20 protein-coding genes are annotated in these 24083 nt (G+C 72.1%); 10 read left to right on the forward strand and 10 right to left on the reverse strand.

Annotated elements, in window-relative coordinates; genetic code table 11:
* Positions 1 to 69: 69 nt before the first annotated feature.
* The 3 genes from ACIO3O_RS22940 to ACIO3O_RS22950 all read left to right on the forward strand — a co-directional run bounded on the left by ACIO3O_RS22940 (position 70) and on the right by ACIO3O_RS22950 (position 3669).
* Positions 70 to 1545 carry a hypothetical protein gene (locus ACIO3O_RS22940; RefSeq protein ID WP_401748655.1) on the forward strand — a complete coding sequence of 492 codons (1476 nt, stop codon included), beginning with the start codon at positions 70 to 72 and terminating at the stop codon, positions 1543 to 1545.
* A gap of 120 nt (positions 1546 to 1665) precedes the next feature.
* The gene (locus tag ACIO3O_RS22945) at positions 1666 to 2118 is read left to right on the forward strand and encodes a DUF2809 domain-containing protein (RefSeq protein WP_401748657.1); all 453 of its coding nucleotides are present in this window, start codon (positions 1666 to 1668) and stop codon (positions 2116 to 2118) included.
* A gap of 69 nt (positions 2119 to 2187) precedes the next feature.
* Entirely contained in the window at positions 2188 to 3669 is a 1482-nt protein-coding gene (locus tag ACIO3O_RS22950; protein ID WP_401748658.1) for an aldehyde dehydrogenase family protein, read from the forward strand.
* Between the two features lie 96 nt (positions 3670 to 3765).
* Here ACIO3O_RS22950 and ACIO3O_RS22955 read toward each other — a convergent pair whose 3' ends face one another.
* The gene (locus ACIO3O_RS22955; protein WP_401748660.1) at positions 3766 to 4188 is read right to left on the reverse strand and encodes a MarR family winged helix-turn-helix transcriptional regulator; all 423 of its coding nucleotides are present in this window, start codon (positions 4186 to 4188) and stop codon (positions 3766 to 3768) included.
* Between the two features lie 28 nt (positions 4189 to 4216).
* The gene (asnB, locus tag ACIO3O_RS22960; protein WP_401748662.1) at positions 4217 to 6061 is read right to left on the reverse strand and encodes an asparagine synthase (glutamine-hydrolyzing); all 1845 of its coding nucleotides are present in this window, start codon (positions 6059 to 6061) and stop codon (positions 4217 to 4219) included.
* A 203-nt stretch (positions 6062 to 6264) separates the two neighbouring features.
* On the opposite strand from asnB, the gene ACIO3O_RS22965 reads away from it, so the two are divergent.
* A complete protein-coding gene (locus ACIO3O_RS22965; RefSeq protein ID WP_401748664.1) occupies positions 6265 to 6714 on the forward strand; it encodes a VOC family protein in 450 nt (149 codons plus the stop codon).
* Positions 6715 to 6794: 80 nt separating this feature from the next.
* Here ACIO3O_RS22965 and ACIO3O_RS22970 read toward each other — a convergent pair whose 3' ends face one another.
* The 3 genes from ACIO3O_RS22970 to phnA form a co-directional block, all read right to left on the reverse strand.
* On the reverse strand, positions 6795 to 7943 hold the full coding sequence (locus ACIO3O_RS22970; protein ID WP_401748666.1) for a TIGR03364 family FAD-dependent oxidoreductase: 1149 nt from the start codon (positions 7941 to 7943) through the stop codon (positions 6795 to 6797).
* Positions 7944 to 8036: 93 nt separating this feature from the next.
* On the reverse strand, positions 8037 to 9392 hold the full coding sequence (locus ACIO3O_RS22975; protein WP_401748667.1) for an MFS transporter: 1356 nt from the start codon (positions 9390 to 9392) through the stop codon (positions 8037 to 8039).
* A 220-nt stretch (positions 9393 to 9612) separates the two neighbouring features.
* Positions 9613 to 10851, reverse strand: a complete 1239-nt coding sequence (gene phnA / locus ACIO3O_RS22980) for a phosphonoacetate hydrolase (RefSeq protein WP_401748669.1) — start codon at positions 10849 to 10851, stop codon at positions 9613 to 9615.
* Positions 10852 to 11049: 198 nt separating this feature from the next.
* Here phnA and ACIO3O_RS22985 point away from each other — a divergent pair, with 198 nt between their 5' ends.
* Positions 11050 to 11964 carry a LysR family transcriptional regulator gene (locus tag ACIO3O_RS22985; RefSeq protein WP_401748671.1) on the forward strand — a complete coding sequence of 305 codons (915 nt, stop codon included), beginning with the start codon at positions 11050 to 11052 and terminating at the stop codon, positions 11962 to 11964.
* A gap of 6 nt (positions 11965 to 11970) precedes the next feature.
* Here the strand turns inward: ACIO3O_RS22985 and ACIO3O_RS22990 are convergent, their stop codons facing one another.
* Both ACIO3O_RS22990 and ACIO3O_RS22995 read right to left on the reverse strand, forming a co-directional pair.
* Positions 11971 to 12822 (reverse strand): family 16 glycosylhydrolase, encoded by an 852-nt coding sequence (locus ACIO3O_RS22990; protein WP_401748673.1) that lies wholly within the window; start codon positions 12820 to 12822, stop codon positions 11971 to 11973.
* Entirely contained in the window at positions 12819 to 16040 is a 3222-nt protein-coding gene (locus ACIO3O_RS22995) for a chondroitinase family polysaccharide lyase (protein ID WP_401748675.1), read from the reverse strand. The genes ACIO3O_RS22990 and ACIO3O_RS22995 overlap by 4 nt, the downstream gene beginning before the upstream one ends.
* Before the next feature lie 115 nt (positions 16041 to 16155).
* Here ACIO3O_RS22995 and ACIO3O_RS23000 point away from each other — a divergent pair, with 115 nt between their 5' ends.
* Positions 16156 to 17241, forward strand: a complete 1086-nt coding sequence (locus ACIO3O_RS23000; protein ID WP_401748677.1) for a substrate-binding domain-containing protein — start codon at positions 16156 to 16158, stop codon at positions 17239 to 17241.
* A gap of 59 nt (positions 17242 to 17300) precedes the next feature.
* Here the strand turns inward: ACIO3O_RS23000 and ACIO3O_RS23005 are convergent, their stop codons facing one another.
* Together ACIO3O_RS23005 and ACIO3O_RS23010 are read right to left on the reverse strand one after the other, a co-directional pair.
* Entirely contained in the window at positions 17301 to 18401 is a 1101-nt protein-coding gene (locus ACIO3O_RS23005) for a hypothetical protein (RefSeq protein WP_401748679.1), read from the reverse strand.
* A gap of 66 nt (positions 18402 to 18467) precedes the next feature.
* A complete protein-coding gene (locus ACIO3O_RS23010) occupies positions 18468 to 19439 on the reverse strand; it encodes a hydroxyacid dehydrogenase (RefSeq protein ID WP_401748681.1) in 972 nt (323 codons plus the stop codon).
* Between the two features lie 181 nt (positions 19440 to 19620).
* On the opposite strand from ACIO3O_RS23010, the gene ACIO3O_RS23015 reads away from it, so the two are divergent.
* From ACIO3O_RS23015 to ACIO3O_RS23025, 3 genes are all read left to right on the forward strand, one after another.
* A complete protein-coding gene (locus tag ACIO3O_RS23015; protein ID WP_401748683.1) occupies positions 19621 to 20538 on the forward strand; it encodes an SIS domain-containing protein in 918 nt (305 codons plus the stop codon).
* Between the two features lie 74 nt (positions 20539 to 20612).
* Positions 20613 to 21104 carry a glutathione peroxidase gene (locus ACIO3O_RS23020; RefSeq protein ID WP_401748685.1) on the forward strand — a complete coding sequence of 164 codons (492 nt, stop codon included), beginning with the start codon at positions 20613 to 20615 and terminating at the stop codon, positions 21102 to 21104.
* Positions 21105 to 21153: 49 nt separating this feature from the next.
* Complete coding sequence (locus ACIO3O_RS23025; RefSeq protein WP_401748687.1) at positions 21154 to 21588, forward strand: type II toxin-antitoxin system prevent-host-death family antitoxin; 435 nt, start codon at positions 21154 to 21156, stop codon at positions 21586 to 21588.
* A 68-nt stretch (positions 21589 to 21656) separates the two neighbouring features.
* On the opposite strand, the gene ACIO3O_RS23030 is transcribed toward ACIO3O_RS23025, so the two are convergent.
* On the reverse strand, positions 21657 to 22886 hold the full coding sequence (locus ACIO3O_RS23030; RefSeq protein WP_401748689.1) for an acyl-CoA dehydrogenase family protein: 1230 nt from the start codon (positions 22884 to 22886) through the stop codon (positions 21657 to 21659).
* 145 nt (positions 22887 to 23031) lie between these two features.
* Here ACIO3O_RS23030 and ACIO3O_RS23035 point away from each other — a divergent pair, with 145 nt between their 5' ends.
* Positions 23032 to 23685, forward strand: a complete 654-nt coding sequence (locus ACIO3O_RS23035; protein ID WP_401748691.1) for a TetR family transcriptional regulator — start codon at positions 23032 to 23034, stop codon at positions 23683 to 23685.
* Positions 23686 to 24083 lie beyond the last annotated feature (398 nt).

The raw sequence follows: 24083 nt of genomic DNA on the forward strand, positions 1-24083 counted from the left end.
TTCCGACGATCCCACCGGTATGTCCTTGGCGGGGCCGGGACCGTCCCTGAATCTGGCGCCATGAAAGCCATGAACAGAGGACTTCTGGGGCTGTCGCTCGGCGTCGTGCTCACCGTGACGGGTTCCCCCGCCCTGGCCGACGTCCCCGACACCCCCCGGGCACGCGGTGCGGCCTTCACCGCTCCGAGCGCGCCCCGGGGCGGGGACGACGGCTGGTGCGAGCGGTGCGTCAAGGGCTACCTCGGCAAGCACAGGGACGAACTGCGGAAGTGGTTCAAGGGCGACCGGGGGCCTGCGGGGCCGGCCGGGGCTGTGGGGGCCAAGGGCCCGGCGGGTCCTCCCGGGCCGGTGGGGCCCGCCGGTCCGGCCGGTGTCGGTGCGGGCCCCGGTACGCCGGGCCCGGCGGGACCCAAGGGCGAGAAGGGCGACGCGGGGCCTGCGGGCCCGGCGGGGCTCAAGGGTGACAAGGGCGACGCGGGACCTGCGGGTGCCGTCGGCCCAGTGGGTGCTGTCGGCCCGGCAGGTCCGGCAGGCCCGGCAGGCGACAAGGGCGAGACCGGGGCGGCGGGCTCCGCAGGCCCGGCGGGCCCCGTGGGACCTGCTGGTGAGAAGGGCGAGACCGGAGCCTCCGGCCCTCAGGGCGAGGCAGGTCCGGCCGGGGAAACGGGGCCTGCCGGCCCGGCCGGGGAGAAGGGCGAAGCCGGTGCCGCCGGGCCCGCCGGGCCGACAGGCGAGAGGGGCGACGCGGGACCCGCCGGTCCGGAGGGGCCTGCCGGGGCCAAGGGCGACACCGGCCCCGCCGGACCTGAAGGACCCGCGGGACCTGCCGGAGCCAAGGGCGACGCGGGGCCCGCCGGTGCAGCCGGACCCGAGGGACCCGCCGGAGCCAAGGGTGACGCGGGGCCCACGGGTGCAGCCGGACCCATCGGCCCCGCCGGACCGGAAGGACCGGTCGGCCCCGCAGGACCGGAAGGACCCGCCGGAGCAGCTGGCGCCGTCGGCCCCAAGGGCGACACCGGTGCTCCGGGCGACAAGGGCGACGCCGGTCCCGCAGGTCCGGCCGGTGCTGCCGGGCCGCAGGGCGACAAGGGCGATGCCGGTGTGGCAGGCGCTCCGGGCGCGAAGGGCGACAAGGGAGACACCGGTGCCGCCGGAGCGCCCGGCGCGAAGGGCGACCCGGGTGCAGCAGGCACCCCGGGCGCGAAAGGCGACAAGGGGGATAAGGGAGACAAGGGTGACCGTGGCGACGCCGGTCCGATGTCGCCCGGGGAGGTCAAGTACCTCTCCGGAGCCGACGTCCCCGTCCGGGTCAACGGATTCCAGTCCGCCAACGGCCCCAGCTGCCCCGCGAACTGGCGCATGGTCGGCGGCGGCATCTGGACCAAGTCCGGTGCCCCGCAGAACCTGACCACCACCAACTCCCGGCCCGACGTCGCCAACAACCGCTGGGTCGGCGGCATCACCGCCAACGCCTCGGCCACCACCAGCGACGTGTTCCAGCTGTTCACGATCTGCGTGCCCGCCACGTCCTACAGCGAGAGCTGAGCCGACCGCGGTCGCATGCGCGCACCAAGCCCGCCGGGGGCCGGGTAGATTGACCCGCCGGAAGCGGCAGGGGCGGCACTGACGACTCGTGCCGGAAGCCCCGCTCGGAAAGTCGGACGATTGATACCTCGGCACCACCTCACGCGGGCGGCAGGGGCACGACTCCTCGCCCTGGGAGCGGCGGCGATCACCATCGCCGCCGCTCTCGGCGTACGGGCCGTCTTCTCCGGGGCCTTCGCGAAGTACGCCGGGGACGCGCTGTACACCGTCCTGGTGTACGCGCTCGTGGTCGCCGTCGCGCCCCGGGTGCGGCCGGTGGTCGCGGCGGGGGTGGCGCTCGGGGTGAGTTGGGCGGTGGAGTTCGGGCAGCTCACGTCCGTACCGGCCCGGTTGAGCGCACACAGTGGGCTGCTGCGGCTGGTGTTCGGGTCGACGTTCAACGCGCCGGATCTGTTCTGGTACGCCGTCGGGGCGGCCGGCGCGTTCGCGGTGCACCGGTGGTGGCGGAGGTGCGATAGGGCGCGGCTATCGGGTGCATACCCTAATCGGCCGTTGTGGGGGCCCCGGTCCTGAGCGAGCCTGGCCAGGACCGGCGCCCGGGGCGTGGCGCCGGTGCCGGCTTGGTCCAGTGAAGGGAAGGGCATGGCACCCGTTGTGGAGCGCAACCGGAACGCGACCGCACCGCACCTGCGGCTGAATTTCATCGACGGACAGTGGGTGGCGGCGGAGTCCGGGCAGACCCGGGAGAACGTCAATCCGGCCGACTTCTCGGACGTGATCGGTGAGTTCACCGAGTCCGGCGGGGTCGATGTGGATCACGCGGTCGACGCGGCGTCGGCGGCGCTGGCGTCGTGGCGCGGGCTCGGGCCGATCAAGCGGGCCGCCTATCTCACCGAGGCGAGCCGGATTCTCGGTGAGCGCATAGAGGAGATCGCCGCCGTCATCACGCGGGAGCAGGGGAAGCTGCTCAGCGAGGCGCGCGGCGAGGTCGAGCGGGCGCGCGCCATCCTGGACTTCACGGCGGGGCAGGCGCGGACGCTCGGGGGCGTGACGGTCCCGGCGGAGGAGGACCGCACCTTCTCGTTCACCTTCCGCAAGGCGATCGGCGTGGTCGCGCTGATCGCGCCGTGGAACTTCCCCTTCGCCATTCCGATGTGGAAGGTCGCCCCCGCGCTGCTGTCGGGGTGCACGGCGATCCTGAAGCCCTCGCCGCTGACGCCGCTGACGTCGGCGCTGCTGGTGGAGGTGTTCGAGCAGGCCGAGGTGCCGAGCGGGGTGCTCAATCTGATCCAGGGCGACGTGGCCGCCGGTGAGGCGCTGGTCGCCAACCGTGCCGTGGCGGGCATCAGCTTCACCGGCTCGCTGCCGGTGGGGACGGCCATCCACGCGGGCGGGGCCGACCGACTGCTGCGTACGCAACTGGAGTTGGGCGGCAAGAACGCCGTCATCGTCTGTGACGACGCGGACGTCGACAAGGCCGTGGACGCGGTGGTGAAGGGTGCGTTCGGGCAGGCGGGGCAGCGGTGCAGCGCCACCAGCCGGGCCGTGGTCGACGTCAGCGTACGCGACGAGTTCCTGGAGAAGCTGCTCGCCCGGCTCGGCGAGCTGAGGGTGGGGCCCGGCGACGACCCGGAGTCGAAGATCTGCCCCGTGGTCAACACGGCCCGGCTCGATGCCGCGCTGGACGCGATAGCGGGCGCGCAGCGCGAGGGCGGCAAGGTGCTGTGCGGCGGCGAGCGGGAGGTGCGCGACGACCTGCCGGAGGGCTGCTACGTCCAGCCGACGGTCGTACACACCGCGTGGGACAGCGAGTTGGCGCAGGAGGAGGTCTTCGGGCCGGTCCTCGCGGTCATCGACGCGGACGGCTTCGACCACGCCATGGAGATCTCCAACTCGGTGAAGTACGGCATGTCCGGGACCATCTTCACCGCCTCGCAGTCCCGTGCCTTCGAGGCCATCGAGCGCTTCGAGGCGGGCATGCTGCACGTCAACCGGCCGGGCGTCGGCGCGTACGCGCACCTGCCGCACGTCGGCTCGAAGGCCTCGCAGTACGGGCCGCCGGAGTGCTCGCCGGAGGTCTTCGACTTCTACACGGAGTGGCACTCGGCCTGCATCACGTACTGACACGTACGGAGTCGTCCGGTGTACGCGTCCGGTGTACGAGGAAGGCCCGGCGCCCCCGCTGAGGGGGTGCCGGGCCTTTCCCGTACGTCCCTGCTCTCACCCCTCCGCGAGCCTGCGCAGCAGCGGGGCCAGTGCCACCACGGCGCGGGCGTCGTCCGCGTCCAGGGAGCCGAGGCGTTCGGCCAGTTCCTCGGCCTCGTCGCGGGCCACCTCGGTCAGGGTCGCGGCGCCCTGCCCGGTGAGCCGTACCGAGGAGGCCCGGCCGTCGGTGGGGTCGGGTTCGCGGGACACCAGGCCCCGGTTCTCCAGGGCCGCGACCGCCGCGGTGGCGGTGGGCTGGGAGCAGGGCACCTTGGCGGCGAGTTCACCGATGCGGGCCGGGCTCTTCTCGTACAGCAGGGACAGCACGATGAGCTGGGTGGGCTGGAGGCGGCCGGCGGGTGCGGCCCGGCGCAGGCTGCGCAGCAGGCGGTGGAGGGAGACCACCAGGTCCCTTACGTCCTCGTCCGGCACGCCCACGTCAACCCGCCTCCACCCCACGATCAGGTCAAGAGAGTGTCAGCGTGGGGTTGTACATGTCCAGCCAGAGGGCGAGGTCCAGGGTGAGTTCGAGGCCGCGCCGGGCGGCCATGGTGGACTGCGGGGCCTGTGCCTCGGCCGCACGGCGCAGGCGGTCGCGGTCGACGATGTCGAAGACCCGGTGGCCGGGGTCGGCGAGGAGTTCCTTGGCGTGGTCCTGGAGGGCGAGCGCGTACTTGGGGTCCTGGGTGGACGGGTAGGGGCTCTTGACCCTGTCGTACACGGACTTCGGCAGGACGTCGGCGGTGGCCTCGCGCAGCAGGGTCTTCTCACGTCCGTCGTAGGACTTGAGGGCCCACGGCGCGTTGTAGACGTACTCGACGAGACGGTGGTCGCAGAACGGGACGCGGACCTCCAGGCCGGTGGCCATGCTGGCGCGGTCCTTGCGGTCGAGCAGGACGCGGACGAAGCGGGTGAGGTGGAGGTGGCTCATGCGCCGCATCCGGAACTCGAAGTCGCTGTCGGAGTCGAGGCGTTGGATGCCGGAGACGGCGGTGGTGTAGCTGTCCTGGACGTACGCGCCGAGGTCGAGGGAGTCGACGAAGGCGGGGCGCAGGACGGAGTCGTCGTCGGTGCCGAAGTGGCGGCCGGTCTGGCCGAGCCAGGGGAAGGTGGTGCCCTTGCGGGCGTCCTCGTCGAAGAACTGGAGGTAGCCGCCGAAGACCTCGTCCGCCGATTCGCCGGAGAGGGCGACGGTGGAGTGCTCGCGTATCGCCTTGAAGAGGAGGTAGAGCGAGGCGTCCATGTCGCCGAAGCCCATGGGCAGGTCGCGGGCGCGGATCACCTTGGCGCGGACCTCGGGGTCGGCGAGGGCGTGCGAGTCCAGGACGATGTCCTGGTGGTCGGTGCCGGACGCGCGGGCGACGTCGTGCACGAAGGGGGTGTCGGGGGTGCCGCGGAGTTCGTCGGCGACGAAGTTCTCGGTCTGGCCGACGAAGTCGACGGCGAAGCTGCGCACCCGCTCCCCCGACGGGGCGAGCTGCCGGGCGGCGAGCGCGGTCATCGCGGAGGAGTCGAGGCCGCCGGAGAGCAGGGTGCACAGGGGGACGTCGGCGACGAGCTGGCGGCGGACGATGTCGTCCATGAGGGTGCGGACGTGGGCGACGGTGGTGTCGCGGTCGTCGGTGTGCTCGGTGGAGGTCAGCTCCCAGTAGACCTGGCGGCGCAGGCCGGTGCGGGAGACGGTGACGACGGTGCCGGGTTCGACCTCGTGCATGCCCTCCCAGACGGCGTGGCCCGGCGTCTTGACGAAGGCGAGCACTTCGCGGAAGCCGTCGAGTCCGACCTCGCGGCGGGCGAGCGGGTTGGCGAGGATCGCCTTGGGCTCGGAGCCGAAGAGGACGCCGTCGGGGGTCTCGTAGTAGTAGAAGGGCTTGATGCCCATCCGGTCGCGGATCATGACGAGCTTCTGTTCGCGCTCGTCCCAGATGGCGAAGGCGTACATGCCGTTGAGGCGGGGCGCGACGTCCTCACCCCATTCGAGGTAGCCGTGCAGGACGACCTCGGTGTCGGAGTGGGTGGTGAACCGGTGGCCGCGTGCGGTGAGTTCGGCACGGAGCTCGGTGAAGTTGTACGTCTCGCCGGAGTAGACGATGGCGACCGTGCCGCGCGGGGTGTCGACCGTCATGGGCTGGCGGCCGCCCGGCAGGTCGATGATGGCGAGCCTGCGGTGGCCGAGGGCGGCGGGGCCGGACGTCCAGGTTCCCCGGTCGTCGGGGCCGCGGCAGTCCATGGTCTCGGTCATGGCGTCGACGGTCTGCTGGTGGGCGCGCAGGTCTCGGTCGTACGAGATCCATCCGCTGATTCCGCACATGTGGGGGGCTCCTTCAACCAGTTGTATCGGGCACCTATATTTCGAGGATGTGTCAGGGAGCGGCGGCCCGTCAACTCATCGGAGGCCCAAGGAACGGCATGCGCAGGCAAATCGGCCGACTTTCGACCCGGGCCGAAAGACCGAGAACGTATACGGCCCCCGGGTGATCATGGGCTCCGGGCCCGTGGTGGATACTTCCGCGCATGACTGAGATCTGGCCGAAACACCTCGACGTGGGCGCCGTGCGCTTCGCCCGGCCCACCGCCCGGTACGACGACGTCCTCGCCTTCTACCGCGACGACCTCCAGCTCCCCGTACTGGCCGACTGGCGGGGCCACGCCGGTTACGACGGCGTGGTGTTCGGGCTGCCGGGTGCGCCCGTGCACATGGAGATCACCCAGCACGGCAGCCCGCCCCGGATACCGGAGCCGCACCCGGAGAACCAGCTCGTGCTGTACCTGCGCGGCCCCGAGGCCGTCCGGGCGGCCGAGGAGCGGCTGCGCGAACGCGGGCACGAGCCGGTGGAGGCGGCCAACGCGTACTGGCCCGAGCGGGGTTCGGTGCTCTTCGCCGACCCGGACGGGTGGCTCGTCGTCCTGGCGCCGTGGGTGTTCGGCGAGGACCCGGTGCCGGTCCCCCGCCAGGCCTCCTAGGCGCAACGCGCAGGGCCCCGGCGGGAGTTCACCGCCGGGGCCCTGCACAGGACGTGCGCGTCGTACGACCGTTCACCGCATCAGCTGGGGATCAGCTCCTGGGCCAGGCCGAAGGAGAGGGTCATGCCCGCGCCGCCGACGCCGTTGACCACGGTGACGCCCGGCTCCGGGTTGACGATCAGCTCGGTGCGGCCGTCGCGCAGGGAGGGGTAGAAACCGACCCAGCGCTCGGTGATCTCGGCGTTCGGGAACGTCGCGAAGGTGCCGAGGTAGTCGAGGATCGCCTTGTTGATCTCCTCGCTCTCGAACGGGTCGAGGGTCTTGGCGTACGCGTGGCTGTCGCCGATGGTGAGGCGGCCGTCGGCGGTCTGCGAGAGCAGGACGTGGATGCCGTTCTCGCGGTGGAAGGGGTACTGCTCGCCCATCCGCTTCGCCAGTTCGGTGCGCGAGACGCAGTCGTCGAAGGCCGCGTAGTGCAGGAGGGTCAGGCCGCCGCAGAGCATCGGGCCGAGCTCCCAGCCGGCGGGCTGGGCGCCGGTGCGCATCATCTGGAGCTTGCAGCGGACGATCCCGGCCTCGGCGAAGACCTCCGGGTAGAGGGTCTCGAAGTCGTTGCCGCTGCACACGAAGAGGTTGTCGACCTGCCAGTCGCCGGCCGTGGTGGACACGGTCGGCATGTCGACACCGCGCACCGTGGTGCCGAAGCGGATGTCGACTCCGTACTCCTGGACCAGGTACTCGGCGACGGCGGGTATCGCGCGGCGCGGGTCCACGTTCAGCTCGGTGGGGCTCCACATCGCGGCGAGCAGGCCGTCCTCGACGGCGGTGGAGCTGCGCTCCAGGGCGTCCTTCGCGGAGATCATCGTCGTGCCCTGCTCGCGGGCGGCCTCGGTGGTGTCGACGAACTCTTCGAGTACGGCGACCTCGTCGGCGTGGTGGGCGAGGTGCAGGGAGCCCACGGGTGCGGCCCACAGGCCGGTCTTGGCGGAGATCTCCTGCCAGACGGCGCGGCTGCGCAGACCCCGGTCGTACATGGCGCCGCGCTGCTGGCCGACCGACCAGATCATGCCGAAGTTACGGATGGAGGCGCCGACGGCGTAGTCGTCGCGCTCGAAGAGGACGACCTTGTCACCGCGCTTGGCCGCGGCGAGCGCGTGGGCGAGGCCGACGATGCCACCGCCGACGATGGCGGTGTCCGCACGGTTGACGGCGGCGCTGCTGACAGACATGGGGTCCCCTATCTACAAGACGTACGTCGGGTACAAGATCACTTCTCGGTGTACGGGAGGCGACGCCCGCGAGGACGCCGCCTTGCCCCTGGGTTACGCGGCCCGGGGAACCCGGTTCCAGTGCGGGATCATCAGCGCACCGGCCAGCAGGGCGGCCACGGCGAAGATGGTGAACAGGACGCCTCCGGAGAGGAATCCGGGGAGCAGGCCGCCCAGGATGGCGCCGACCGAACCGCAGCCGTTGACCAGACCGGCGGCGGTGCCCGCGCCCTTGGCGCTGCCGAAGTCGACGGCGGCGACGCAGGAGATCATCGCGTCGGCGGCGTACACCGAGATCCCGATGACGGCCAGGACCGCGATCATGATGCCGACGCTGCCGGTCGCGGTGAGCGGCATGAACAGGGCGAGCGCGGCGGTCAGGATGCCGAGGGCCAGCACGCAGGCGGGGGCGCGGCGGGACGAGAAGACGTTGTCCGAGACCCAGCCGATGATGATCGGCGCGACGACTCCGGCGACGCCGAAGGCGACGGGGATGAGCGTGGCGCCCGCCTTGTCGATCTCCGGGATGCGCTCGGCGACGATGACCGGACCCCAGAGCAGGATGGCGTACCGGGCGGGCTTCAGCAGGAAGTAGCAGAGGCCGAGTGTGAGGACCATGCGGTCGCGCAGGGTCTCCTTGTAGAGGGCGAGTCCGGTGAGCCGCTCCTCCTCCTCGCCGTCGGCGCTCGGGGCGGCGTTCGGGTCGTGGTCCGGGTCCTCCAGGCCCACGTCCCTCGGCGTGTTGCGCTGGAAGACGAGGAAGAGTCCGAGGACGACGGCGAGCGTGGCCGCTCCGGCGAAGAAGGCCGCCTGCCAGCCGTCGAACACCGAGTACGCCATCCAGCCGAGGAACGGCGGGGCGGCCAGGCCGCCGAAGGCGTAGTTGGTGCTCCACAGCCCCAGGATGCGGCCGCGCTCCTTGACGGTGAAGAAGTTGCCCATGTTCTTGCAGAGCGGCGCCCAGCCCGCGGACTGCGAGAGGCCCTGGATCACCATCGCCCCGCCGAAGACGAGGACGGCACTGCTGAGGCCCATGAGACAGGAGGCGACGATCGCCCCGATCATGCCGCCGACGACGACGACACGCGGACCGAAGCGGTCGGCCCACATGCCCCACAGGAACTGGCCCGCGGCGTAGGCGGCGAGGTAGATGGAGTCGATGACTCCCAATACCCCTTTGGTGAGTACGGTGTTGACGGCCGGGTCGTCGAGAATGCCGAGCTTCGCGACGGAGAAGGCCTGCCGTACGAAGTAGAAGCCGGCGTACGCGACCCAGGTGATCGCGAAGATCTGCCAGCGCCAGCGGGAGGCGCGGGCGGACCGCAGAACAGGATTGACCTGATCCAGCGCTTCGCGGGTCGTGATGGTCTGTGCGTCTTTGGTTCCTTGCTGTGGTGCGAGGTCGGCCATGGCGGCGGCGTCCTGTCCTCGACGTGCACGGGTAGGGGAATGAGCGGCCGTACGGGAGTTCCGCGGGGAAATCGCGTCGCCGTACGGAGGAGCGGTGCGGTGGGTGATACAGCCGTGCCCGCACCTCGTACGGAGCGGTGTGCGGGCACGGCACGGCCCCGGCGCGCGCCCAGGCATGCGCGCCGGGGCCGGGTCAGTGGAGTGGAGCTGTTGCTCGGTGTCAGGCGGTCAGCGACCGGCCCGCCGCGAGCGTGGTGCCCACCCAGTAGGCGTCGAAGTTGCGCAGCCGGTGTCCGGCGGGCAGCTCCACGGGGGCGTTCACCAGGAACGGGACCTTCTGCTCGGTCAGGCCGCCGTGCGAGCGCAGCGGCTCCTTGAAGCCCGAGATGTCGTGGCGGGCGGGCGTCGTGCCCAGGGCCGTGTTGCGGGTGGCGATGACGACGATGTCGCCGATGCGGTCGCCCGGCAGCTCGAAGCGCTCGCAGGCCTCCTCGCGGGTCAGGACGGTGTCGACGCCGTCGATCGCGGCGACCTCGCCGACCAGGGCGGCGACGTCCGTGCCCGCGGGCAGGTGGACGGTGGCGTAGGAGCCGAGCGCGCCGTGGTGGACGGTGTACGGGTCGGTGATCGGCAGGATGACGCGGGAGGTGCCCTCGCCGAGACGGCCGTCGAAGAAGTCCTGGAGGAAGACGACCTGGGCGACGCCGTCGGCGTCGCTCTTGGCGTTCATGCCGTGGTCGGCGGTGACGACGAGGATCGCGCCGAGGGCGTCGATCTTCTCGAAGTAGCCGTCGAGCATGCCGTAGAAGTCGTTGGCGACCGGCGAGCCCGGGGCGTGCTTGTGCTGGATGTAGTCGGTGAGCGACAGGTACATCAGCTGCGGGTTGTCCTTCTCCAGGACGTCGACGCCCGCGGCCATCACCAGCTCGCTGAGCTCGGCGCTGTAGACCGACGGCAGTTCCATGCCGACGCGCTCGAGGACCTTGGTGATGCCGTTGTCCTCGTCGGTGACCTGGTCGGCCTTCTCCGCGGAGAAGTTGATGCCGTCGACCAGGTCGCGGCCGAGCAGGCGGCGCAGCTTGTCCTTGGCGGTGATGCAGACGACCTTGGCGCCGGCCTTGGAGAACTCCGCGAAGATGGTCGGCACCCGGAGCAGCTCCGGGGCGTTCATCATGACCTCGGCGTTGGTCTCGGTGTCGTAGAAGTAGTTGCCGCAGATGCCGTGCACGGCCGGCGGCTGCCCGGTGGCGATGGAGATGTTGTTGGGGTTGGTGAACGACGGCATCGTGCAGTCGCCGCGCAGGTCGGCGCCCCGCTCCAGCATCTTCTCCAGGAACGGCATCCGCCCGTCCGCGATGGCCCGCTCGTGGTACGCGTCCTCGCTGCCGTCGATGCAGACCACGACGACGGGCCGCTGGGGCCACGGGTAGTCGCGGCCGTTGACCTGAAGCTGCTCCATGTACGGACACCCCTGAGGTTCGAAGTCGCGGGGCGGTAGCTGCCGCCCCGTGTGACATAGGTAGCACTGGCCGAGGGGCGGGAAGAACCTCTCGGTTTGCTATGGGGCCCATAGCCGCATTCAAGCCAACGCGACCCCTCCCCTTCGCGCCCGATCGCGGTTAGGCTCACCGCGCGCACAGTTGATCAAGGGGGGCACGTGGAACTGAACCTCCACCGGCTGTGGATCTTCATGCAGGTCGTCGAGCACCAGGGGTTCTCGGCGGCGGCACAGAAGCTGTACATGAGCCAGCCGTCGGTCTCCAACCAGGTGCGCCGCCTGGAACAGTCCCTGCGCGTGACGCTGATCGACCGCTCCGGCGCCCGGACCCGCCCCACGGCGGAGGGCGAGGTGCTCGCCGAGTACGGCAAGCGGGTCTTCCTCCTCGCCGAGGAGGCCGTCGCCGCCGTGCAGCAGGTCAGCGGGCTGGCCTCGGGGCGGCTGCTGGTCGGCGGGTCCACGACGGTCGGCACGTATCTGCTGCCGCCGCTGCTCGCCCGCTACCAGCAGGACCACCCGGGGATCGTCTGCGACGTCTTCGTCGGCAACAACGAAGCCGTGCTGGAACGCCTGCTGGGCGGCGGCATCGGCATCGCCGTCGTGGCCGGGACGCCCACCGCCAACCAGCTCGTCGTGGAGAGTGTCCTGGACGAGCGCCTGGTGGTCGTGGCCTCCTCCTCGCATCCCCTGGCCGGTGCGGGCGAGGTGGGACCGCAGGAGCTGCGCGACTGCCGCTTCCTGCTGCGCGAGCCGGGCTCGCAGACCCGCGAGCTCCAGGAACAGGTGCTGGGCGACTGGGAGTTGACGGATGTCCCGCACGGCGACGTGTGGGGCCCTGAGGCCGTCAAGCAATGCGTGGCGGCGGGGCTCGGCATCACGCTGATCTCGGAGCACGCGGTGGTGGACGACGTACGGTCCGGTGCGCTGACCGTGGTGCCGGTCAGCCCGGCTCCCCGCTCACGTCCGGTGAACCTGGTGCGGCGGCGCGACCGGCTGCTGTCCCCCGCGGAGCACGCCTTCATGAAGGTGCTCCGCGAGATCGGCAGCTGGCCGCGCGAACTCCCGGCCGACTAGCGGGCGTTACTTCCAGATGCGTACGTGGTCGACGTACATCGTGGAGGTGTGGTCGAGGGGGGCGGTCGTGACGTCACCGGCCGCCCACTCCAGGATCTCGTGCGACAGGATCGGGTACTCCTTCACCTGGCTGATCAGCTGGGGGTCGGTGACGGTCCGCACCACCGTCCCGTCGTAGGTGAACTCCATTTTTGTGGCAGTCCAGTTCAGGCCGATGGTGTGGTAGTGGTCGGCGTGCAGTCCGGGGGCCGGGACGACCTGGGCGGACTGGACGTGGTCGGCGCCGTAGCCGTCGTAGTGGATGGTCGCCGCGTACTTGTCGGTGTTGTACGCGCTCTCGATGAGGTCGATCTCCGCGCCGTCCTCGGCGCTGCCCTTGATGTTTCCCCAGGAGTGCGTCTGGAGCCACACCGCGCCCAAGTGCCCGTTGGCGGGCGGGACATGGAGGCGGGCCTCGAAGGTGCCGTGGGTGTAGTCGAAGATGCCGTCGGTGTCGACCCTGCCCCCGGCGTACTGCTTGTCGCCCAGCTTGCGCAGGTCGATGGCGAGGTTGCCACCGTTCTCCGGGACGACGCGCACGTTCTGCGGTTTGTACCACGTGCGCAGGCCGTCGGTGCGGTCGGCCTCGGTGCGTTCCTGGTCGCGGGCCTTCCACTTGGCGGTGTTCAGGGTGCTGCCGGTGAACTCGTCGCTGAAGACGAGGGTCCCGGCGGGGCCGGCGGTGGGCTGGGCGCCCGCGGGGGTGGCGGGGTCGACCAGCGAGGCGGTGGCGTCCGCGCGGGCCGGGCCGGTCAGCAGGGCGGCGGCGAGGAGGGCCGCCGTTCCTGCGGTGACTGCCGTACGGAGGGTGCTGATCATCGTGACTCCTTTGTCAGACGACACTGGACGGGCTTCCCGTCGACGGTGCGCACCGCGACGAGGGTGGTTCCGCCCTGGATGCGGGTGGTGCACTTCTCCCCCGCCGCCGCCCGCCAGCGACCGGCGAGGGTCACGTGCAGGGTGTGCGGGGCGCTGGGTTCGGCCAGCCACGGCCGGGAGAACGGGCTCCAGTGCCCGTGGTACGCGCCCTTCGCGTCGTACTGGGCGCGGTCGCGGCCCGCATAGAGCCGCAGGTCCGGGTCGCACACCGACAGCACGAGGGCGCCGGAGGTCTCGGTGCGGGTGAGCAGCATCGAGGGGGTGTCCACGGCGCGTACGACGGTGGAGTCGGTGAGGGCGCGGGTGGCGTCGAAGACGGCGTACCCGGTGATGCCGGTGGCCCGGTCCCGTACGACGTGGGCGGTGTCGTCGTGCCGGACGACGGTGTACGGGGCCCGGCCCGCGTCCGCCATGTCGGCGGCGAAGGCGGCCATGGACGCGGGGGTCGCGCCGACGACCGTCGCGTAGTGGTACGAGGCCCCGTGCGGGGCGGTGCCGTGCCGCAGCCAGGCGGTGGCGAAGTCGCCTCGGGTCTCGGCGTCGGTGCCGTGGTGGCGGGAGGTCTGGGTGGTGCGGGTGAGGGACAGCCGCTGCCCGGCGGGCAGGTAGTACCCGAGGCCCGTGTCGTCCAGCAGCCAGGCGGGGCTTGCCCCTTGGTGCTCGTACGGGAAGGCGGTGACCGGGGTGGTGTCCCCGACGTGGGTGGGGGCCTGCGGGGTGGCGAGCCGGGACTGGAAGAGCGTGGTCTCGGTCTCGTGGGTGCGGTCGGTGTTCTCGATGCCCGAGCCGAGCGCGATCACCCGGTTGTCGAAGAGGAAGACGGACTTGCGGGCGCGGTGGCCGGCGTCGTACTTGGGGATCTCGCGCAGGCGCATCGCGAACATGCCGTTGCGGCCGTCGATGGTGTGCCCGCCCGCGAACGCCTCCTCGGTGAGCATGACCTCCTCGATGGCGCCGGTGAGGTCGCCCTTGAGGAGGTTCCACGGCTTGTGCAGGGTGGTGGTGCCGGGGCGGCGGTTCCAGTCGTAGCCGTCGTGGCTGTAGCCGCTGTCGAGGTTGGTGACGGGGGCCCCGGGGGTGGGGCCCCGGTGCAGGACCTGGATCTGGCCGTACGTGTTGTAGCGGCCGTACCCGTTCGACCCGTCGTAGATCTCGGTGGACCACAGGTAGCGGTTGTGGCCGCGCACGGTGACCTGCCAGTCGTCGCGGCGCTGCACGGCGAGTGCACCGTAGTTGTACGCCCAGGCTCCCTGCGGCGCCTTCTCGGCGGTGATGTTCGCGGCGGCGAGCTGTGCCGCGATCCTCTTCTGCGCGGTGTTGGGGTTCGCGGGGAGCAACCGCAGGAAGGCGGCGCCGAGTTCGGGGTCGAGGGGCTGGGTGCCGTCGGGGGTTCCGGCGATGGCGAGCCACTGGAAGGGGGTGATCTGGAGCCCGGTGGTGCCGATCGGGTTGCGGCCGGAGAGGGAGATCGGCCAGTGCGAGGTGTTCGCGACGATCCGCATCGTCAACACTGCCTGCTTCAGGGCCTGGTGACCCTTCGTCGGGATCCGGAAGAGGCCGCCGCTCATGACGTACACGAGGGGGGCGAAGCCGGTGAAGCCGTCGCGGGCGTAGTCGGGGAAGAAGCCGACGTGGTGGAAGGTGGTGCCGTCGGTCTTCAGGCCGTCCTGGATGCCGTCGGTGGGCAGCAGGTACTGGCCGAGCCAGTCGCGCAGGATCTTCAGGTACGCGACCTGCTGGGCCTCGGTGTCCTGGAGGAGGGCGACGGCGAGCTTGCCGCGCACGGTGGTGTTGAGGATGTCGGCGGTGGAGCCGTGCGCGTTGCGGTGCTCCAGGCCCCGGAAGAGTCGGCCGAAGCCGCACAGCCAGGTGAGGTCGGCGCGCACCGCCGCCAGCAGACCCGCCTCGCGCAGGACGTCGCGCATGAGGAACACGGAGTCGTAGTAGCCGCGCACGTCGTAGCCGAGGTGGTGGATGGTGCCGAGGCAGCTGCCGTACGTCCAGCCCTGCTCGCGGAGCCGCTCGACCAGCCTGACGTACAGCGTCCCGAGGGCGGGCCGGTGGCCCGCGCCCGCCGCGTCGTACGCCTGGGCGATCTTCTGCTGCAGGTCGGTGACGGCGCGCAGTGTGAACGCGCCGACGAACTTCTTCAGGTCGGCGGCGAGGGAGGGCGGGTAGATCTGCGCCTGGTAGGAGAAGACGGGGCGGCCGGTGAGGAGGGCGTCGGTCTGTGTGGTGAGGGTGGTGACGTAGGCGTCGTCGACCGTGACGGAGGCGGCGAGGTAGTCGTCGTGGTAGCGGGTGACCAGGGATTTCAGCGCTTGGAGTTCGTTGCTGGTGGGCCGGGGCGCGGCGATGCGGGTGCGGCGCAGGATGCGGTCGAAGAGGTACAGCGCCTGCCAGTGCTGCTGGTCCCAGTCGTCGCCCTCGACGCAGATGTCGGGGGCGTGGACGTCGCGGGTGGGGGCGTCGGGGCGCAGGGCGACGTTGAGGAGCAGTTGGTCGAGGTAGAGGGTTCCCGCGCGGCGCGGGGCGATGACGCGCAGGGTGTCCATGCCGGGGCGCGGGCGGCCCGCCATGTCGTACGCGTACCGGGCCCAGACGGTGCGCCAGCCGGTGAAGTTCAGGTCGAACTCCAGGTGGCAGTCGGTGCGTTCGCCGCGCCCGAACTCGAAGCGGACGACGTCGTCGACGGCCTTCTCGTTGTAGATCCACACGGAGAACGTGTCGACGGTGCCCTGCCACTGCTGGTCGGCGAGCGGACGCGGCTCGTACGGGTCCGGGGCCCAGCCGAGGTCGGCGTCGACGGTGACCTGTGAGCGTGCCCCGTGGTCCCAGCGCAGGGCGTGCGTCCCGCACACGGAGCGGGCGTCGCTGATGGCCAGGGTGCTGCCCCGTCCGGCGGTGAACTGCCGGGGCACGGCGGTCTCCAGCAGGAACGCGGGCGGCTGGAGCGCGAGCGCCCGCTCTTCGAGTTCGTGCAGCGGTACGTCTTCCTGCCGCGGTACGTCTCGCTTCAGCGGTACGTCGCCGGGGGCGGCCGCGGTCGCCTGCCGGGCGGCGGTGAAGGGCAGGACGACGGCACCGGTCGCGGCGGCACCGTACGCGAGGAGGCGACGGCGGGACACGGGCGGTACGGGGGCGGCGGGGTGGTTCACGGGGGACTCCCAGCGTGCGGGGCGGGCAGCCGCGGGGGCGGGCGGCCGAATTGCCTGCGGACGCTAGGGAGTGATGGGAATAGGATTCAAGGAGCATTACGAAGCCGGGGGAAACGTGACTGCCAGAGAACTGAAGTTCCGCAAGCTCACCGCCGACCTGCGGCGCGGCATCCAGGACGGCACCTGGCCGCCCGGCAGCAAGCTCCCCACCGAGCGGGCGCTGGCCGCCGAGACGGGTCTGTCGGTGACGACGGTGCGCCGCGCGTACGAGGACCTGGTCGCCCAGGGCATGGTCGAACGGCGGCAGGGCGCGGGCACGTTCGCGCTCGGCCGGGTCCCCGGCGTGCCGCACCACCGGCGGGTCGTGGGCGTCCTGGTCCCCGACACGACGCTCTACTATCCGCGGGTCCTCCAGGGCATCCAGGAAGTGCTCTCCGAGGCGGGGGCGCAATTCGTGCTGACCTGCTCGCACTACGACCGGCGGGCGGAGGACGACGCGATCGCGGAACTCCTGCTGTCCGGGGTGCACGGCCTGCTCCTGGTCCCGGGCCTGCACGACGAGGGCGATCCGGCGCGGCGGGCGGAGGAACTGCTCGGTCTGCCGGTGCCCGCGGTACTGGTGGAACGGCGGCTGACGGCGGCGGGTCCGGGCGATCCGACGGAGCACGTGTGCACGGACCACGAGGGCGGCGCGTACGACGCGGTCCGCCACCTGCGCTCGCTGGGCCACGAGCGTCTCGGCCTGGTGGTCCGTACGGACGCGGCGACGGCGGCCCCCATCCGGTCCGGATTCGCGCGTGCCGTCGCCGACTTCGGGCTGCGGGAGCCGGTGTACGACGCGGACGTGATGGACGCGTGGACGCCGGCCCGGGCGGACGAGGCGGTGGCGGCGCTGGTCGCGGGCGGGGCCAGCGGGGCGCTGTGCTTCGGGGACCGGGAGGCGGCGCTGATCCAGTCGGCGGCCCGGCGGGCGGGGCTGCGGGTGCCGGACGATCTGGCGCTGGTCAGCTACGACAACGAGTTCGCGGACGTGGCGGAGATTCCGCTGACCGCGGTGTCGCCGCCGAAGTTCCAGGTGGGGCGGCTGGCGGCGCAGATCCTGCTGCGGCGGCTGGCGGAGGGGGACGCGTCGCCGCTGCACCAGGTGCAGTTGCGGCCGAACCTGGTGGTGCGGGCGTCGTGCGGGGCGCGGCGGGAGTAGGCGCAGGCGTCACCTTCCTGGCCGGGTGCGGGCGTCACGGTCCCCTCCTGGCGTGGGCGTCACCTGCCTGTTCCGGTGAGGGCGGCGGCGATCCGCCGCGCGGTGGGGCGGTGGGTCACCCGGTGGGCGAGGGCGGCGAGTTCGTCGTGGGCGGCCCTGTCGCCCGCGAGCACGAGGGCGGTGACGGCGGCGTCGGCCACGGCCGGGGCCGCGGTCCTGCCGTCCCGCAGCGGGCGCAGGGCCGTGGTGGCGAGCGCGGCCAGGGTGTGCGCCGTGCCGGGGTCGGGCGGCAGCAGCCCGAGCGACCAGGCCACACCGCGCAGCGCCCGGCAGTTGTACGGGTCGGGCGGGTGCCCGGTGTCGGGGTGCGCGCTCCGGTGGGGGTGCAGCACCACCGTGCGGGGCAGGCCGAACGCGGCGCACCAGCCGTGCAGACGCTGCCGGGACGCCTCCGGCCCGGCGCGGGCGAGCACGGCGCGCGCCACGCGGGCCCAGCGGGCGGAGGGCGTGCGGGCGGTGGGCGGCGCGGGGTGGGCCAGGAGGGCCTCCAGCGGTCCGCCGGACGCCTCGCGCAGGGCCAGGTCCGCCCAGGCCTCCCCGGGGTTGAGGACGGGCCCCGGCAGGGCGGCGGCCGTCTCGCGGAGGGCGGGCGGTGCGCCGGGGGCGAGGGCGGTGCGGCGGAACACCGCGACGACGGCGGGGCCGGGCGGTCGGCCCGCGGCCAGTTCCGCGAGGGCCAGTTCGCCGTCCCGGGTGCCGGGCCCGATCTCGTACAGGAGGCTCAGTGCGTCCAGTCGCTCGCGCCGCTCGGCGGCGAGCAGGCTGCCGTCCAGGCCCCCAACGACGCTGCTGGCCAGGGTGAGGAGCTCGCCGCGCACCTGGGTGGGGGTGCGGCCGAACTCCTCGAAGACGTACGGGCCGTGCAGCGGGACCTGCGGCAGCCAGTGCGCCCAGATCCGGCCGAGGGCCAGCCGGTCGGCGTCGGGCAGGGACCGCAGCAGGGCCATGACGGGCGGGCCGGGGCCTGTCGCCGCCCCGTTGCGGCAGGCGGCACGCAGGACCGCGTGCGCGAGGGCGGGCAGGCGGCCCTGTGCGGCGAGCCGCCGGCACTCGGCGGTCTGCTGCTCCGCGAGGCCCGGAAGGCGCAGGTCCGTACTCATGGATCGAGCGTAGGACGCACCACTGACAACGCCCCCGAGCCCCCGCCCCCTTCCGGCAGCCGGACGTCAGGCGATCCGGTGCAGGTCCACCGCCCGGACCTCGCCCCTGAGCTCCTCCCCCGCCACGAACCTCCGCGCCTCCTCCACCGCGAACGCGCCCAGCAGCCGCACCTCCGTGCCCATCGCCCCGGCGATGTGCGGGGTGACCAGCACGTTCGGGAGGGTGAGCAGCGGGTGGCCCGGCGGGAGCGGCTCCGGCTCCGTGACGTCCAGGACGGCGTCGACGCGCCCGCGTGCGCAGTGCGCGGTGAGCGCCTCGGTGTCGACGAGGCCGCCGCGTGCGGTGTTGACGAGCACGGCGCCGTCGCGCAGCAGTTCCAGGGCGCGGTCGTCGATCAGGTGGCGGGTCTCGGGGAGCATCGGGGCGTGCAGGGTGACGATGTCGGACTGCGCCAACAGGTCGTCCAGCGGCAGGAGTTCCGCGCCCAGCTCGGCCGCGTCCTCCTTCGCCAGGTACGGGTCGCTGACCACGAGCCGCACTCCCGCCCCGGCGAGCCGCTCCAGCACCAGCCGTCCGATGTGCGAGGCGCCGACCACGCCGACCGTGCGGGCGGTCAGCCCGGTGCGCGGGCTGACGGTGAGGTCCCGAGGGTGTCCGGCCCGGTAGTCGGCGGCGAGCGCGAAGGCCCGTTTGGCGGCCAGCCGGATCGCGGAGACGGTGTAGTCGGCGACCGGTCCCGCGTTGGCGGACGCGGCGGAGGAGACGACGATGCCGCGCTCCCACACCGCGGGAGCGAAGACCTGCTTGACCGAGCCCGCCGCGTGGAAGGCGGCCCGCAGCCGGGGCGCCCCGGCGAGCGCGGCGGCGTCCACCGGCGGACAGCCCCACCCGGTGATCAGGAGGTCGGCCTCGGCCATCGTGTCCGTGAGGTCGCAGAACGCGGACAGCTCGGCCCGCACGTCCTCGGGCAGGGCCAGCGCCGCGACGTCCGCGCGCATCGCAATCAGGGCCGTGGGACGGCCCGTTGAAGTGGTCACAGGGCCATAGTGGGAGATTCGACCAGAGCATTCAATGCTCAATCATCGCCACCGGACAGAATTACTCCCCCATTGCTGCCTGATTGCTCATTGTGGGATCGGGAACCCCTCGTCAGAATCGAGCCAGCACGCACGACGCGTTCGCACCCACACTCCTGCCGCACCCCTGGGGGACCGCACCATGACCGCCGCAGCCCACGTCACCGCCGAGATCGCCTCGCAGCCCGCCTGCTGGACGCGGGCCGCCGAACTGGCCGCCGTCGTCGGTCACGGCCTGCCGCAGCCCGGCGAGCGGGTCGCCGTCGTCGGCTGCGGGACGTCGTTCTACATGGCCCGCGCCTACGCCGTGCTCCGCGAGCGTGCGGGCCAGGGCGAGACCGACGCCTACGCCGCCTCCGAGGCCGCACTGGCCCGCCCGTACGACCGGATCGTCGCCATCACCCGCTCCGGTACGACGACGGAGGTGCTGGCCCTCCTCGACGAGGTGCACGGCCGTATCCCCACCGTCGCCCTGACCGGTGTCCCCGACGGCCCGGTCGCCGACTGCGCCGACGCCCTCGTGGACCTCTCCTTCGCCGACGAGAAGTCCGTCGTCCAGACCCGGTTCGCCACGACCGCGCTCCAACTCCTGCGCGCGGGGCTCGGGTTCGACCTGACCGCCTCCGTCACGGACGGCGAACTCGCGGTCGAGGAGCCCCTCCCCCGCCTCTGGTCCCACCGCACCCAGTTCACCTTCCTGGGCCGGGGCTGGACCGTCGGCCTCGCCGACGAGGCGGCCCTCAAGCTGCGCGAGGCGGCCCGCGCCTGGACGGAGTCGTACGCGGCGATGGAGTACCGCCACGGCCCCATCAGCATCAGCGACGAGAACAGCCTGGTCTGGTCCTTCGGCGAGCCCCCGGCCGGTCTGGAGGACGAGGTGACCGCCACCGGCGCCCTCTTCACCGCCGACGCGCTCGACCCGGTGGCCTCCCTGGTCCGCGCCCAGCGCCTGGCCGTGGAGCTGGCCGCCCGCCGCCGCATGAACCCCGACCGCCCCCGCAACCTCTCCCGCTCCGTCATCCTCTCGGGACTCTCCGGCGTCTCGGGGGCGGCCGCCTGAGCGGGGCGCGGCGCGGGTTAGCCTGCGGCTGGGTCTCCGACGAACCACGCCGGACGCAACAGGAGAAGGAACTCATGAGCCTGTACGACATCCCGCTGCACACGCTGGACGGCGCGCCGACGAGCCTGGCCGCGCACCAGGGCAAGGCCGTCCTGGTCGTCAACGTCGCCTCGAAGTGCGGCCTGACCCCGCAGTACGCGGGCCTGGAGGAGCTCCAGAAGACCTACGCCGACCGGGGCTTCACGGTTCTAGGCGTCCCGTGCAACCAGTTCGCCGGCCAGGAGCCGGGCAGCGCGGAGGAGATCGCCACCTTCTGCTCCGCGAGCTACGGCGTGACCTTCCCGCTCCTCGAAAAGATCGAGGTCAACGGCGAACACCGGCACCCCCTCTACACCGAACTCACCGGCTTCGCCGACGCGGACGGCGAAGCGGGTGACGTCCAGTGGAACTTCGAGAAGTTCCTGATCTCCCCGTCGGGCGAGATCGTGGGCCGCTTCCGCCCGCGCACGGAGCCGGGCAGCGCGGTGCTCGTCTCGGCGGTCGAGGCGCAGCTGCCGCAGGGCTGACATCGGGCGGAGCCCCCGCGGGGGCTCCGCCGCCCGTAGCATCGCAGCCATGAGCGATGTCGAACCCATGTACGACACACCGGACTTCGGGCAGCTGGCCGCCCGCGTCGAGGAGACCGGTGAACGCGTCGTCCTCACCGCGGACGGCGAGCCGTGGATCGTGCTGCTCCCGGCGGCCGAGCTCGCCGAGCTGGAGCATTTCGCCCAGCGCCATCTGCGCGCCCCGCTCCCTCCGCCCGACGCCGCCGAGGAACGGCCGCCCGGCCCCGAGGAGCACGGCCCGTACACCCGCTATCTGCACGCGGACGGGCAGCACGCCACGTTCACCCGGGGCCGTGCCGTCGTGGTCGAGGCGCGGACCGCCTGGTGGCTCCGCCTGCTGGACGAGCAGGCGATGTACGGACGGCAGGCGTACATGCCGCCGAAGCAACTGGCTGCGTTCGAGGAGTTCCTCGCCCGCCGGCCGCCGCTCGGCGAGCAGTAGAACGGCCGGGCGGCCGACCCCGTACCCAGCCTGCCGACCTCGTACCGGACCTACTGGACCTCACAGACCTACCGGATCGGCATGCCCGACAGGGTCCTTGCGATGACCAAACGCTGGATCTCGCTCGTGCCCTCGAAGATGGTGTAGATCGCCGCGTCGCGGTGCATCCGTTCCACCGGGTACTCGCGGGTGAAGCCGTTGCCGCCGAGGATCTGGACGGCCTGGGCGGTGACCTTCTTGGAGACCTCGCTCGCGTAGAGCTTGGACATGGAGCCCTCCGCGGCCGTGAACGGCTTGCCGGAGACGGCCATCCAGGAGGCGCGCCAGACCAGCAGGCGGGCGGCGTCGATCTGGGTGCGCATGTCGGCGAGCTGGAAGGCGATGCCCTGGTTGTCGATGATCGGGCGGCCGAACTGCTCGCGGGTCTTGGCGTAGTCGAGGGCGACCTCGTAGGCGGCGCGGGCCGTGCCGACCGCCATCGCGCCGACCGCCGGGCGGGAGGCCTCGAAGGTGGCCATCGCGGCGTTCTTCACGCGCTCGCCGCCGCCCTTGGCGGCCCGCTCGCGGGCGCGGGCCAGGCGCTCGTCCAGCTTCTCCTTGCCGCCGAGGAGGCAGGAGCCGGGGATGCGTACGTCTTCCAGGACGACCTCGGCGGTGTGCGAGGCGCGGATGCCGTGCTTCTTGAACTTCTGGCCCTGGGAGAGGCCGGGTGTGGCGGGCGGCACGATGAAGGAGGCGTGGCCCTTGGAGCCGAGGGTGGGGTCGACGCAGGCGACGATCACATGGACGTTGGCGATGCCGCCGTTGGTGGCCCAGGTCTTCGTGCCGTTGAGGACCCACTCGTCCTTGGCCTCGTCGTAGACGGCGCGGGTGCGCATCGAGGCGACGTCGGAGCCCGCGTCCGGCTCGGAGGAGCAGAAGGCGGCGACCTTCACGTCGTTCGCGTCGCCGTACATCTGCGGTATCCAGGTGCCTATCTGCTCCTCGGTGCCGTTGGCGAGCACGCCGACGGCGGCCAGGCCCGTGCCCACGATGGACAGCGCGATGCCCGCGTCGCCCCAGAAGAGCTCTTCCATAGCCATGGGGATGCCGAGACCCGTAGGGTCGAAGTACTGCTGGGCATAGAAGTCGAGGGAGTAGATTCCGACCTTGGCCGCTTCCTGGATGACGGGCCAGGGCGTCTCCTCGCGCTCGTCCCACTCCGCAGCGGCCGGGCGGATCACGTCCGCGGCGAAACCGTGAATCCAGTCGCGGACCTGCTTCTGGTCATCGTTGAGATCGAGCGTGAACTCGGCCATGTCCCCTCCAGCACGTACACGTTACTTGCGGTAACCCCGAGTGTGTTACCCACGGGTAGCCCCTGTCAACAGTCGGCCTCCCACGGGCAGTGTTACGTTGCGCGGGCGTCACGGAACGGAATCACCTGGGCGGGGAGAGCACACGATGGAGACCACAGAGCAGGCTTCGGCGCAGCGGTCGAACGCCGAGGCCCGGCGGCGCGAACTGCTGGAAGCCGCGGACCGGGTGGTCCTGCGGGACGGCCCGCAGGCCTCCATGAACGCCATAGCGGCCGAGGCCGGGATCACCAAGCCGATCCTCTACCGGCACTTCGGCGACAAGGGGGGCCTCTACCGCGCGCTCGCCAAGCGGCACACCGATGCGCTCCTGGCCGCCCTGCGTGCCGCCCTGGACGCCCCGGCCGAGCGGCGCGAGCGGGTGGAGCGGACGCTCGACACCTACCTCGCGGCGATCGAGTCTCGGCCACAGGTCTACCGGTTCCTGATGCACCCGGCGGAGGATGCCGCCGCACCCACGCCGGAGCAGGGCTTCGACGTCGGGCGGCACTCGGCGCCGCTGCTGCGGCGGATGGGCGAGGAACTGGCCGAGGTGATCGCCGAGCGGGTGGATCTCGGGCCCAACGGTGAGCAGCTCGCCCGGGTCTGGGGGCATGGGATCGTCGGGATGATGCATGCGGCCGGGGACTGGTGGCTCGGCGAACGGCCATGCTCGCGGGCGGAGTTGGTGACCAGCCTCGCGGACCTTCTCTGGGGCCGCCTCGCCGCCGCGGGCGACCGCCCGGGCGGCCCGGGCTTCTAGCCCTTCGACGCCCAGGGGCGCGGGGCTGGGCTCTGCGTCTCCCCTGCACGGGCGCCCCGTCAGGGGCGCGGGGCTGTATTGCACGTGCGGCTCCGCCGCGCCGGTCACCCCGTCAGGGGCGCGGGGAACTGCGCGACCAGCCACCCACTCACCCGCACGGAAACGTGCAATCGCCGCGCGGCGAGCGCTTTAGGGAAAGGGGCGGGTCCGGGGCCTCTCCTGCCCAAGCCGGGCGGGGCTGTGCGTCCGGTACGGGGGCGGGGCCAGGGCCTCCTTGGACGTGTGCCCGGCACTGGGGCGGGTCCAGGGGCGGCACCGGGCTGGGCCGGGAGCGGGAGGGGCCGCCCCCTTGCCCGCCCGTCCCGCCCCCGGGGGGCGGCCCCGCCGCCCAAGGGGGC

Origin of the sequence: Streptomyces sp. NPDC087440, assembly GCF_044744005.1 — a bacterium.
Lineage (GTDB): Bacteria > Actinomycetota > Actinomycetes > Streptomycetales > Streptomycetaceae > Streptomyces.